This is a genomic window from Azospirillum brasilense (assembly GCF_001315015.1).
In the GTDB taxonomy this organism is placed as follows: Bacteria; Pseudomonadota; Alphaproteobacteria; order Azospirillales; family Azospirillaceae; genus Azospirillum; species Azospirillum brasilense.
The window spans coordinates 296,663-307,853 of the sequence record NZ_CP012914.1 but is presented as its reverse complement, the minus strand read 5'-3'; the positions used below and the strand labels follow the sequence as shown (position 1 = coordinate 307,853).

Here is an 11,191-nt window from a genome sequence, read left to right as displayed (position 1 = left end):
CCGATGCTCGTCCTGTCCGATGCCGCGCTCGACGCGCTTCTCGCCCAGGACGTTCCCTACGGCGACCTGACCACCGACTCGCTGGGCATCGCCGCCGCCCCGGCGCGCATCCGGTTCACGGCGCGCGGCGCCATGGTGCTGGCCGGGACGGAGGAAGCCGCCCGCCTGATCGAGAAGGCCGGCGGCACGGTGACGTCCGTCCGGCCCAGCGGCACGGCGGTGGAGGCCGGGGTCCCCTTTCTGGAGGGGCACGGCCCGGCGGGTGCCCTGCACCGCGGCTGGAAGGTGGCGCAGACGCTGGTCGAATACGCCTCCGGCATCGCCTCCCGCGCCCGCCGCATCGTGGAGGCCGCCCCCGGCGTGACCGTCGCCTGCACCCGCAAGAACTTCCCCGGCGCCAAGGACCTGTCGGTCAAGGCGGTGCTGGCCGGCGGAGCGGTGATGCACCGGCTGGGCCTGTCGGAAACGATCCTGGTCTTCCCCGAACACCGCGCCTTCCTGTCCGGATCGCCGGAGACCTGGATTGCCGACCTGCGCCGCCGGGCGCCGGAAAAGAAGATCGTGGTGGAGGTCGACACGGTGGCGGACGCCATCGCCTTCGCCCAGGCCGGGGCCGACGTGCTGCAACTGGAGAAGCGCCCGCCGGAGGAGGCCCGCGCCGTGGTCGAGGCGACGCGCGGCCTGCCGCACCCGCCGGTCGTCGCGGCGGCGGGTGGGGTGACGGAGGACAACGCGGCGGCCTACGCCGCCGCCGGCTGCCCGCTGCTGGTCACCACCGCCCCCTTCTTCGGGCGCCCGGCGGATGTGAAGGTGGTTCTGGAACCGGCGTGACGCCCTCCAGGCGCGCGAGGATCAGCGGTCGCGGTTCGGGGCGATCTGGTCCACCCGGTGGGCGAAATCGACGTCGGCCTGGGTCAGGCCGTCGGCGCTGCGGGTGCACAGGATGATCTCCACCCGGCCCATGTCGTTGAACCATTCCGGATGGTGGTTCGTCCGCTCCGCCAGCAGGGCGACTTGGCTCATGAAGCCCCAGGCGGCGGGGAAGTCGGGAAAATGGTAGGTCTTGCGGATCGCGTCGCGCTCCAGCACCTCCGCCCAGCCATGCAGTTCCTTCAGCGCGGTCTGCCGCTTGGCACCCACCAGCTTGTCCGACATTCCTTCCCCCGTTGTTGGTTGGCCTGAACTTGGTTGGCCTGAACTTGGTTGGCCTGTGCAGGCGTAACGGACACGGATCGATTGTGGATCAAATCGGTGTTCCGGTCCGCCTTCCGGTTTAGCGCCGCTTGGCCTGGGCGGCAAGCAACGCTACCTTCACCGGTATGATGCGCAAACCGGCACACACCCATACCGTTCCCCCCTCCACCCCCGACCTCGAGCGGATGGCCGAGGACGCGCTGGAGACGATTCCGCGGGAACTCCTGGCTCCCATCGCCAATCTGTCGATCCATGTCGAGGATTTCCCCGACGAGGAGACCGAGCGCGAGATGGAGCTGGAAAGCCCCTTCGATCTGCTCGGCCTCTATCGGGGCGTCGATATGACGCGGCAGAGCGTCGCCGACCTGCGCAGCGGGCCGGACATGATCTTCCTCTACCGCCGCCCGATCCTGGACTACTGGTGCGAGACGGGCGAGGACCTGTTCGCCATCGTCCGCCACGTCCTGATCCACGAGATCGGCCACCATTTCGGCCTGTCGGACGAGGATATGGAGCGCATCGAGGCCATGGAGGGGTGAGTCAGCCGTCCAGGGCGCCCAGGGCGCCCGCCACGCGGCGGCGGAGCGCGGGCACCAGCTCCGCGTCGAACCAGGGGTTCTTCTTCAGCCAGGCGGTGTTGCGCCAGCTCGGGTGTGGCAGGGGCAGGTACTCCGGCAGGTAATCCCGCCACGCCGCCACCGTGTCGGTCATCGTCCGCCGGCGGCGGTTTCCCAGATAATGGGCCTGGGCGTAGCTGCCGACCAGCAGGGTCAGCCGCACCCCGGTCAGGGCGGCGCGCAGCGGCGGGTGCCAGAGCGGAGCGCATTCCGGGCGCGGCGGGTAATCGCCGCCCTTCGGCGCCGTGCCGGGGTAGCAGAGCCCCATGGGGACGATGGCGATCCGGCTCTCGTCGTAGAAGGCCGCGCGGTCCATGGCCAGCCACTGGCGCAGCCGGTCGCCGGACGGGTCGTTCCAGGGAATGCCGCTGGCGTGCACCCGCGCGCCCGGCGCCTGCCCGACGATCAGCAGGCGGGCGGACTGGCTGCCGCGCAGCACCGGACGGCAGCCGTGCGGCAACACCCCCGCGCACAGCCGGCAGGCGCGGGCCTGTTCGAACAGGCTCTCCAGGTCACCGCTCAAAGGCTCAACAGCTCGCTCACGAAGGCCGGGACCAGCTCGGTCGCCGGGCCGTTGACGGAGTCCGCGAACAGGCTGGCGCCTGCCGACGGTTCCAGGTTCAGCTCCACCGTCATGGCGCCGGCGTTGCGCGCCTCGGCCACGAAGCCGGCGGCGGGGTAGACGTTGCCGGAGGTGCCGATGGACACGAACAGGTCGCAGGCGCCCAGCGCGCGGTAGATCCGCTCCATCTGGTAGGGCATCTCGCCGAACCACACCACGTCGGGGCGCATGCCGCCCTTGCGGGCGCAGGACGGGCAAACGTCCTCCACCGACAGGTCGTGGGTCCAGTTCTCCACCTTGCTGCGGCAGTGGCGGCAGAAGACCGCGTTCAGCTCCCCATGCATGTGGATCAGCGTGTGCGACCCGGCGCGCTCGTGCAGGTCGTCGATGTTCTGGGTGACCAGCAGCAGGTCGCCTTTCCAGCGACGCTCCAGCTCGGCCAACGCCCGATGGGCGGCGTTCGGCTGCACCGCGGGGTCGCGCAGGCCCCGCCGCCGGTCGTTGTAGAAGCGGTGGACCAGCACCGGGTCGCGGGCAAAGCCCTCCGGCGTGGCGACGTCCTCCAGATCGACCTTGGCCCAGATGCCGTCGGCGCAGCGGAAGGTGTCCAGGCCGGATTCCTTGGAAATGCCGGCCCCGGTCAGGATGACGATGGAGTCGGTCGGTTTGAGATGATTGGCGATGGTCATGGCGGCTTGGCGGGCTCAGGGAACGGCTGCTAGATCTCGGTTGCGGAAAACAATGACCCAAACCAAAGAGGAGGAGACCGGGATGGTCAAGGTCCTGTTCGTGTGCACGGGCAACATCTGCCGGTCGCCCACCGCGGAAGGTGTGTTCCGCGACCGGGTTCGGCAAGCCGGTTTGGCGGGCCGCATCGGCACCGATTCGGCGGGCACCCACAGCTATCATGTGGGGGAGGCGCCCGACCCGCGCAGCCGGCGCGCCGCCAAGGACCGCGGGGTGGATCTGTCGGACCTGCGCGCCCGCAAGGTGACCACGGCGGACTTCGCCGACTTCGATTACATCCTGGCGATGGACGGCGGGCATCTGGCGCAGTTGCGGCGCATGGCCCCGGCGGACAGCCGGGCGACGGTTGCCCTGTTCCTCGACTATGCCCCCGACGCGCCGAAGCGCGAGGTGCCCGATCCCTATTACGGCGAGGGGCTGCACTTCACCGAGGTGCTGGACCTCTGCGAGGCCGGGGCGAAGGGGCTGCTGGAGGCGATCCGGCGGGACCATCTGTAAACCGCGAGCTTCACCGCCATAGCCCTTTGCGCGCCTCGGTGAGGGCGTCGTAGCGGGTGATGCCGATGTCCCGCAACTCGTGATCGGACAGGGACAGCAGTTCGGCGCGCTGGCGGCGCTCCTCCCGGGTGCGGGCGATCCAGGCCAGCAGGGTGCGGAGGCGGGCCTGTGGCGGCCCGGTGCGGGGGAAGACGTGCAGTGTCATGGTTGGCCTCCAGCGGGTGCGAAGAGGCACCAGCATCAGGCCGTCCCCGCCGCTCCGGCAAACGGGACCTTTTCATTGTCGGGTGAGCGGATTTCACCCGAAGCGGCTCATTGCCCCTGGGCGAACTCCGCCCGCATCCACGCCCGGAAGGCGGCGACCTCCGGGCGGCGCAGGCTGTCCTGGGCGGTGACCAGCCAATAGGCGCTTTTCGCGCGCAGACGCGGCCCCATCACCTCGACCAGCTGGCCGGACGCCAGTTCCGGGTCGACGGTCGGGCGCCGTCCGATGATGACGCCCAGCCCACGCACCGCAGCGTCCACCGCCATGTGGATGGCGTCCAGCCGCAACCCGCGCTTCAGCCCGTCGTCCAGCGCCGACGGGGGCAAGCCCGCGGCCGCGGCCCAGGCGGTCCAGTCCTCCGAAACATCGGCGACGTGGAGCAGCGGGACGGTGGCGAGGTCGGCGGGGCAGGCGATGCGCGCCGCCAGGGCGGGTGCGGCCACCGGAACAAGGTCCTCCTCCATCAGCTTCAGCGCGGCCAGACCGGGCCAGTCGCCGCGGCCCAGCCGGATGCCGGCGTCGATGCCGTCGCGGGGGAACTCGACCACCCGGTGGGCGGTGTCCAGCGCCACCGTGATCGCGGGGTGACGCTCCTGGAAGGCGGGCAGGCGGGGAATCAGCCAGCGCAGGGCGAAGGTCGGGGCGGCGCTGACCGACAGCCTTCCGCTGGGCGCGCGGCCCGGCACGCTCTCCGTCGCCAGCGCCAGCGATTGCAGCGCTTCACGGACTCGGGGCAGATAGGCGTGGCCGGCGGGGGTCAGCGACAGGCTGCGGTTGCCGCGCAGGAACAGCTCCACCCCCAGCCACTCCTCCAGCGTCTGGATGCCGTGGCTGACCGCGCTGGGAGTCAGGTGCAGTTCCTCCGCCGCCGCCTTGAAGCTCTGGTGGCGGCCGGCGGCTTCGAACAGGCGCAGGGTGTTCAGGGGTGGCAGTCGGTAGGCCATGGCCCGCGCAGTCTGCGGTGCTTGCGGATGGGCCGCAAGTGGATGTCCAACCGTTGGTGCCGATGGGCCCTCGCCCCTCCCCTCCCCCGGCTTCCCGGTCCGCACGGACTTTTTCACCCGCCCTGCACCAACGTAGCATGGAAAGGCCGCGTCAACCCGTCGTACCGTCAGTGCGACAGGCCGCCGCACCGTCCTGAAAACACCACGGTGTGCGGCCATGTTTCCTGACCAAGATCAAGGCGAAACCCCTCGCGCTGGGGCATCACTGAGCTTATATCGTCCGCAGCACGACCAGAGGCCCATAGGTCCTATGCATCGATTTGCAAATCCTGCCCGCTTCCAGCGCCTGTCGGCGGCGATCCTGCCCTGGACGGCGGGGGCGACCGTGATCCTGCTGATCGTCGGGCTCTACGTCGCGCTGATCGGCTCGCCCCGCGACTATCAGCAGGGCGACACCGTGCGGATCATGTACATCCATGTGCCCGCCGCCTGGATGAGCCTGTTCGTCTACGTCAACATGGCCATCGCCGCCGCCTGCGGGCTGGTGTGGAAGCACCCGTTGGCCGACCTGTTCGCCAAGGCGGCCGCCCCGGTCGGCGCCGGCTTCACCTTCATCTGCCTCGTCACCGGCTCGCTGTGGGGCGCGCCGATGTGGGGGACGTGGTGGGTGTGGGACGCGCGGCTGACCAGCGTGCTGATCCTGTTCTTCCTCTATCTCGGCTACATGGCGCTGGTGAACGCCTTCGACGACCCGCAGCGCGGGACGCGGGCGGGCAACGTGCTGCTTCTCGTCGGCATCGTGAACGTGCCGATCATCAAATTCTCGGTGGACTGGTGGAACACCCTGCACCAGCCGGCCAGCGTCATCCGCATGGGCGGGCCGACCATCGACGGGTCCATGCTGGTCCCGCTGCTGGTCATGGCGCTGGGCTTCACCGCCTACTTCATCACGGTGGTCCTGCTGCGCCTGCGGGCGGAGATCGTGCAACGCAAGATCCAGACGATGCGCCTGACCGAGGCGCAGGGCTGAGGCACGGGAACAGGCGGGGCCGGAGGCAAGGATGGCAGAGTTTTTCGCGATGGGCGGCTACGCCGCGTATGTCTGGTCGTCCTACGCGCTGGCGGCGCTGGTGATGGTCGGCCTGCTGGTCGCCACGCTGAAGGCGCTGCGCGGCGCCGAGACGACCCTGAAGGCGCTGGAAGGCAGCCGCCCGCCGCGGCGGCGCCGGGCGCGCAACGGAGCCGCGGCGTCGCCCGCGGCGGAGGTTGGTGAAGGATGACCCGCAAGAAACGGCGCCTCTACATGCTGGGCCTCGCCCTGCTGGGCCTTGGCGCGGCCACCGCCCTGACGCTGACGGCGTTCGAGGACAACATCGTCTTCTTCTTCAGCCCCACGCAGTTGCAGACCCAGGACATCGGCGACCGCAACTTCCGCCTGGGCGGCCTCGTCGAGGAGGGCAGCGTCAGCAAGATGCCCGACGGGGTGACGACGCGGTTCCGCGTCACCGACACGGTGCACACCGTCGCCGTCAGCTACCGCGGCCAGCTTCCCGACCTGTTCCGCGAGGGTCAGGGCGTCATCACGGAAGGCCGCATGATCAACGGCGTCTTCCAGGCGCGCGAGGTGCTGGCCAAGCACGACGAGAACTACATGCCGCCGGAGGTCGCCGCCGCGTTGAAGGAGGCGGAGCACTTCAAGGCGAACTCGAAGGAGCAGAAGCCCAGCTCGTGACGCTGGCGGCTTCTCCACTCCTCCTCATTCCGTTCTTTTAGGGAGCATCGGGCCCGTGATTCCCGAACTCGGCCATTACGCGCTGGTGCTGGCGCTGTTCGTGGCGCTGGTGCAGTCCGGCGTCCCCCTGGTGGGTGCCGCCACCGGCAACGCCGCCTGGATGGGCGTCGCCCGCCCCGCCGCCATCGCGCAGTTGCTGCTGGTGCTGGTCGCCTACGGCGCCCTGACCTGGGCCCATGTGGTGTCGGACTTCAGCGTGTCGAACGTGGTCCAGAACAGCCACTCGATGAAGCCGATGCTCTACAAGGTGTCGGGCGTGTGGGGGAACCACGAAGGCTCGATGATGCTGTGGGTCGTCATGCTGACGGCGTTCGGCGCGGCCGTCGGCATCTTCGGGCGCAACCTGCCGCCCTCGCTGAAGGCCCGCGTCATCTCCGTCCAGGGCATGATCGGCGTCGGCTTCCTGCTGTTCATCCTGATCACGTCGAACCCCTTCCTGCGCGTGGTGCCGGCGCCGCTCGACGGCAACGACCTGAACCCGCTGTTGCAGGACCCCGGCCTCGCCTTCCACCCGCCCTTCCTCTACGCGGGCTATGTCGGTTTCTCCATCGCCTTCTCCTTCGCGGTCGCCGCCCTGATCGAGGGGCGCGTCGACCCGGCCTGGGCGCGCTGGGTGCGGCCCTGGACGCTGGCCGCCTGGTCGACGCTGACCGCCGGCATCGCGCTCGGCTCCTGGTGGGCCTATTACGAGCTGGGCTGGGGCGGCTGGTGGTACTGGGACCCGGTCGAGAACGCCTCCTTCATGCCCTGGCTGGCCGGCACCGCGCTGCTGCACTCCGCCATCGTGGTGGAGAAGCGCGACGCGCTGAAGACCTGGACCATCCTGCTGGCGATCATCACCTTCTCGCTGTCGCTGATGGGCACCTTCCTGGTGCGCTCGGGCATCCTGACCTCGGTCCACGCCTTCGCGGTGGACCCGGCGCGCGGCGTCTTCATCCTGGTCCTGCTGGCGATCGCCACCGGCGGCTCGCTGCTGCTCTACTCCGTGCGGGCGCCCAGCCTGAAGACCGGCGGCCTGTTCGCCCCGGTCAGCCGCGAGGGCTCGCTGGTGCTGAACAACCTGCTGCTGTCCACCGCGACGGCGACGGTGTTCATCGGCACGCTCTACCCGCTGTTCCTCGACGTGCTCGACCTCGGCAAGGTGTCGGTCGGCCCGCCCTTCTTCAACGCCACCTTCATCCCGGTCGCCATCCCGATGGTGATCGCCATGGTGATCGGTCCCTTCCTGGCCTGGAAGCGCGCCGACCTGCTGGGCGCCCTGACCCGGCTGTGGACGGCCGGCGTGGCGACCGTGGCCTGCGTCGCCATCGCCGCCTACGTCACCAACGGCGGCGGGCCGCTGCTGGCGCTGGTCGGGGTCGCGCTCGCCGCCTGGGCCTTCTTCGGCTCGATCGCCGAGTTCGCCGAGCGCATCCGCCTGTTCCGCATCCCGGTCAAGGACAGCTGGAACCGCGCGGTCAACCTGCCGCGCAGCGCCTGGGGGATGACCATCGCCCACGCCTCCATGGGCATCGCCATCGCCGGCATGACCGGCACCTCGGCCTGGCAGAGCGAGACGATCAAGGCGATGAAGCCGGGCGACAACGCCACGGTCGGCGCCTACGCCGTTCACTTCGATCGCGTCGGCGCGGTGCAGGGGCCGAACTACAGCGCCGAGCAGGGCGTCTTCACCGTCACCCGCGACGGCAAGACCATCGCCACCCTGACGCCGCAGCGCCGCAGCTACCCGGTCACCCGCATGACGACGACCGAGGCGGCGATCCACACCACCTGGCTGTCCGACGTCTACGTGGCGCTGGGCGACCCGACGCAGAACGGCACGGCCTGGACCGTGCGGCTGTACCATCACCCGCTGGTGCCGTGGATCTGGATCGGCTCGCTGGGGATGATGCTGGGCGGGCTGGTCAGCCTGTCCGACCGCCGCTTCCGCGTCGGCGCCCCGGAGCGCCGCCGCGCCGCCAAGGGCAATCTTCAGCCCGCCGAGTAAGGACACGCTTCCGATGCGCCGCCTGATCTATCTGTTGCCGCTGCTGCTGTTCGTCGGTGTCGGCGTGGCCTTCCTGCGCGGGTTCGACCGCGACCCGCGCGACATTCCCTCCGCCCTGATCGACAAGCCGGCGCCGGAATTCTCGCTGCCGCCGCTGCCGGGCCACAAGGAAGGGCTGTCCAACGCGACGCTGAAGGGCGACGTCACGCTGGTGAACGTCTTCGCCTCCTGGTGCATCCCCTGCAAGGCCGAGCACCCGATCATCACCCGGCTCGCCCGCGAGCAGGGCGTGACGGTGCGCGGCATCAACCACAAGGACAAGGCGGAGGACGCCATCGCCTGGCTGAACCGCAACGGCGATCCCTACGCCAGCATCGGCGTCGACCTGGACGGCCGCGTGTCCATCGACTGGGGCGTCTACGGCGTGCCGGAGACCTTCCTGCTCGACCGCCAGGGCCGCATCCGCTTCAAGCATGTCGGCCCCCTGACCCCGCAGGTGGTCGAGGAGCAGATCCTGCCCATGGTCAAGCATCTGCGGAGCGCGTCGTGAGAGCCCTCCTTCTCGCCGTCCTGCTGGCGTTGACCCCGGTCGCCGCCTCCGCCGTCCAGCCCGACGAGGTGCTGAAGGACCCGGCGCTGGAGGGCCGTGCGCGGGAGATCAGCAAGGACCTGCGCTGCCTCGTCTGCCAGAACCAGTCGATCGACGATTCCAACGCGCCGCTCGCCCGCGACCTGCGCGTGCTGGTCCGCGAGCGGCTGACCGCCGGCGACAGCAACCAGCAGGTGCTGAGCTTCGTCACCGACCGCTACGGCGACTATGTGCTGCTGCGCCCGCCCTTCAAGGCGACGACGCTGTTCCTGTGGATCGGCCCCTTCGTGATCCTGGCCATCGGCGGCGTCGTGACGGCCCTGTACCTGCGCGGGCGGAAGGGGGCTGCCGCCGATGGCCCGATGACCGCGGGCGGCGACACCGCCCCGCTGACCGAGGACGAGCGGCGGCGCCTGGACGCCCTGCTCCGCAAGGACAAAGCCTGATGCTGTTCTGGATCGTCGCCGCCGCCCTGACGGCGGCCGTGGTGCTGCTGATCGTGCCGCCGCTGCTGAGGAAGCCCGAGGGCGCCGCCGAGGAGCGCGCCGCCTACGACCTGGAGGTCTACCGCGACCAGCTGGGCGAGCTGGAGCGCGACCAGGGCCGCGGCCTGATCAGCGAGGCGCAGGCCGCCGCCGCCCGCGCCGAGATCGGCCGCCGCATGCTGGCCATCGCCGACCGCGGCAAGGGCCCAGTGAAGAATGGGGCGAAGGACGCGAAGAAGGGCAAGCCCACCGCCGCCCGCACCCCGCGCAGCGCCATGGCGCTGGCCGCCCTGCTGGCCGTCCTGCTGCCGCTCGGCACGCTGGCCGTCTATGGCAAGCTGGGCCGTCCCGAGCTGCCGGCCCAGCCGCTGGCCTCGCGCAATCTCGACCATGAGCGCGGCGGGCCGCCGAAGAACGTGCTGGCGGCGATGGACAAGCTGAAGGCCCAGCTCGCCGAGACCCCCGACGACCCGCAGGGCTGGGCCATCCTCGGCCAGGCCTACGCCAAGATGGGCCGCCTGCCCGAGGCCGCCGACGCGCTGGGCAAGGCGGTGGCCCTGGCCGGCGACGATCTGGAGCTTCTCGGCAGCTATGGCGAGGTTCTGATCTCGGCCAACGGCGGCACCGTGCCGGACGAGGCCCGCAAGACCTTCGACCGCGTGCTGGCGAAGGACCCGACGGAGCCGCGCGCCCGCTTCTACGCCGCGCTGGCCCGCTTCCAGGCCGGCGACAGCAAGGACGCGCTGGAGCGCTGGAGCGCCCTGCTCGCCGAGTCCCACGCCGACGCGCCCTGGGTGCCGATCGTCCGGACGCAGATCGCGGAGGCCGCCAAGGCGCTGAACCTCGACCCGGCCAAGGTGACGCCGGAACCGCTGCCCGCCCAGCAACAGCCGCCGGTCGCCCAAAACCAGGGTCAGGGCCAGGGTCAGGCGCAGGGCCAGACCGAGGGCGAGGACCAGCAGCAGATGATCCGCGGCATGGTCGACGGTCTGGCCGCCCGGCTGGAGGCCAACCCGGACGACGTGGACGGCTGGCTGCGGCTGTCGCGCTCCTACGGCGTGATGGGCGAGTCGGCGAAGGCCATCGACGCCGCCCGCAAGGCGCGGGAACGCGCCCCCCAGCGGCCCGACGTGCTGGTCGCCTACGCCTCCGCCCTGCTGTCGGCGGAGCCGCGGAGCAGCAAGCCCGGCCCGATGCCGGAGGAGGCCGTCGCCTCGCTCCGTCAGGCGCTGGCGGCCGAGCCCGACAACCGCGACGCGCTCTGGCTGCTCGGCCTGAACGCCGCGGGCATCGGCCAGACCACGGAGGCCACCGATCTGTGGACCCGCCTGCTGGCCCAGTTCAAGCCGGAGGAGCCGGAATACACGCTGATTCGCGCCCGCCTCGACTCGCTGAAGGCCGGGGGCTGAGCGTCTTTCGAATGTCTCTTGCAACCCGGTGCGCCTGAAGAGCAGGATGGCGTTGCACGCTGGGGTGGCGCGCCCGAACGGAACGCGCCACCCGCAAGCCGA

General features: G+C 70.4%; 15 protein-coding genes. 10 read left to right on the top strand and 5 right to left on the bottom strand.

Translation table 11 applies throughout. The annotated features are described in order from the left end of the window. Positions 1 to 3 precede the first annotated feature (3 nt). The gene (gene modD / locus AMK58_RS01475; protein ID WP_035669722.1) at positions 4 to 831 is read left to right on the top strand and encodes a ModD protein; all 828 of its coding nucleotides are present in this window, start codon (positions 4 to 6) and stop codon (positions 829 to 831) included. Between the two features lie 21 nt (positions 832 to 852). Here the strand turns inward: modD and AMK58_RS01470 are convergent, their stop codons facing one another. Next, positions 853 to 1,155, bottom strand: coding sequence for a 4a-hydroxytetrahydrobiopterin dehydratase (locus AMK58_RS01470; protein ID WP_014238670.1), 303 nt, complete (start codon positions 1,153 to 1,155; stop codon positions 853 to 855). A 224-nt stretch (positions 1,156 to 1,379) separates the two neighbouring features. Here AMK58_RS01470 and AMK58_RS01465 point away from each other — a divergent pair, with 224 nt between their 5' ends. Continuing rightward, complete coding sequence (locus AMK58_RS01465) at positions 1,380 to 1,733, top strand: metallopeptidase family protein (RefSeq protein WP_014238669.1); 354 nt, start codon at positions 1,380 to 1,382, stop codon at positions 1,731 to 1,733. A gap of 1 nt (position 1,734) precedes the next feature. On the opposite strand, the gene AMK58_RS01460 is transcribed toward AMK58_RS01465, so the two are convergent. Continuing rightward, positions 1,735 to 2,334, bottom strand: a complete 600-nt coding sequence (locus AMK58_RS01460; protein ID WP_035669730.1) for a uracil-DNA glycosylase family protein — start codon at positions 2,332 to 2,334, stop codon at positions 1,735 to 1,737. Beyond that, positions 2,331 to 3,062, bottom strand: coding sequence for a Sir2 family NAD+-dependent deacetylase (cobB, locus tag AMK58_RS01455; protein WP_051140001.1), 732 nt, complete (start codon positions 3,060 to 3,062; stop codon positions 2,331 to 2,333). The genes AMK58_RS01460 and cobB overlap by 4 nt, the downstream gene beginning before the upstream one ends. 82 nt (positions 3,063 to 3,144) lie before the next feature. On the opposite strand from cobB, the gene AMK58_RS01450 reads away from it, so the two are divergent. Beyond that, positions 3,145 to 3,618, top strand: a complete 474-nt coding sequence (locus AMK58_RS01450; RefSeq protein ID WP_035669855.1) for a low molecular weight protein-tyrosine-phosphatase — start codon at positions 3,145 to 3,147, stop codon at positions 3,616 to 3,618. Between the two features lie 10 nt (positions 3,619 to 3,628). On the opposite strand, the gene AMK58_RS01445 is transcribed toward AMK58_RS01450, so the two are convergent. Further along, entirely contained in the window at positions 3,629 to 3,823 is a 195-nt protein-coding gene (locus AMK58_RS01445; protein WP_035669733.1) for a DUF1127 domain-containing protein, read from the bottom strand. Between the two features lie 107 nt (positions 3,824 to 3,930). After that, entirely contained in the window at positions 3,931 to 4,827 is an 897-nt protein-coding gene (gcvA, locus tag AMK58_RS01440; RefSeq protein ID WP_035669736.1) for a transcriptional regulator GcvA, read from the bottom strand. Positions 4,828 to 5,137: 310 nt separating this feature from the next. On the opposite strand from gcvA, the gene AMK58_RS01435 reads away from it, so the two are divergent. The 7 genes from AMK58_RS01435 to ccmI are packed head-to-tail and all read left to right on the top strand — an operon-like array spanning position 5,138 to position 11,089. Beyond that, a complete protein-coding gene (locus AMK58_RS01435; RefSeq protein ID WP_014238690.1) occupies positions 5,138 to 5,857 on the top strand; it encodes a heme ABC transporter permease in 720 nt (239 codons plus the stop codon). A gap of 31 nt (positions 5,858 to 5,888) precedes the next feature. Beyond that, on the top strand, positions 5,889 to 6,107 hold the full coding sequence (gene ccmD / locus AMK58_RS01430) for a heme exporter protein CcmD (RefSeq protein WP_035669739.1): 219 nt from the start codon (positions 5,889 to 5,891) through the stop codon (positions 6,105 to 6,107). Continuing rightward, entirely contained in the window at positions 6,104 to 6,559 is a 456-nt protein-coding gene (gene ccmE / locus AMK58_RS01425; RefSeq protein ID WP_035669742.1) for a cytochrome c maturation protein CcmE, read from the top strand. The genes ccmD and ccmE overlap by 4 nt, the downstream gene beginning before the upstream one ends. 55 nt (positions 6,560 to 6,614) lie before the next feature. Further along, positions 6,615 to 8,606 (top strand): heme lyase CcmF/NrfE family subunit, encoded by a 1,992-nt coding sequence (locus AMK58_RS01420; RefSeq protein ID WP_035669744.1) that lies wholly within the window; start codon positions 6,615 to 6,617, stop codon positions 8,604 to 8,606. A 13-nt stretch (positions 8,607 to 8,619) separates the two neighbouring features. Continuing rightward, positions 8,620 to 9,156, top strand: coding sequence for a DsbE family thiol:disulfide interchange protein (locus AMK58_RS01415; protein WP_014238694.1), 537 nt, complete (start codon positions 8,620 to 8,622; stop codon positions 9,154 to 9,156). After that, on the top strand, positions 9,153 to 9,641 hold the full coding sequence (locus AMK58_RS01410; protein WP_059398514.1) for a cytochrome c-type biogenesis protein: 489 nt from the start codon (positions 9,153 to 9,155) through the stop codon (positions 9,639 to 9,641). Before AMK58_RS01415 ends, AMK58_RS01410 begins: the two co-directional genes overlap by 4 nt. Next, positions 9,641 to 11,089, top strand: a complete 1,449-nt coding sequence (gene ccmI / locus AMK58_RS01405; RefSeq protein ID WP_035669858.1) for a c-type cytochrome biogenesis protein CcmI — start codon at positions 9,641 to 9,643, stop codon at positions 11,087 to 11,089. Before AMK58_RS01410 ends, ccmI begins: the two co-directional genes overlap by 1 nt. The last annotated feature ends 102 nt before the right edge of the window (positions 11,090 to 11,191 follow it).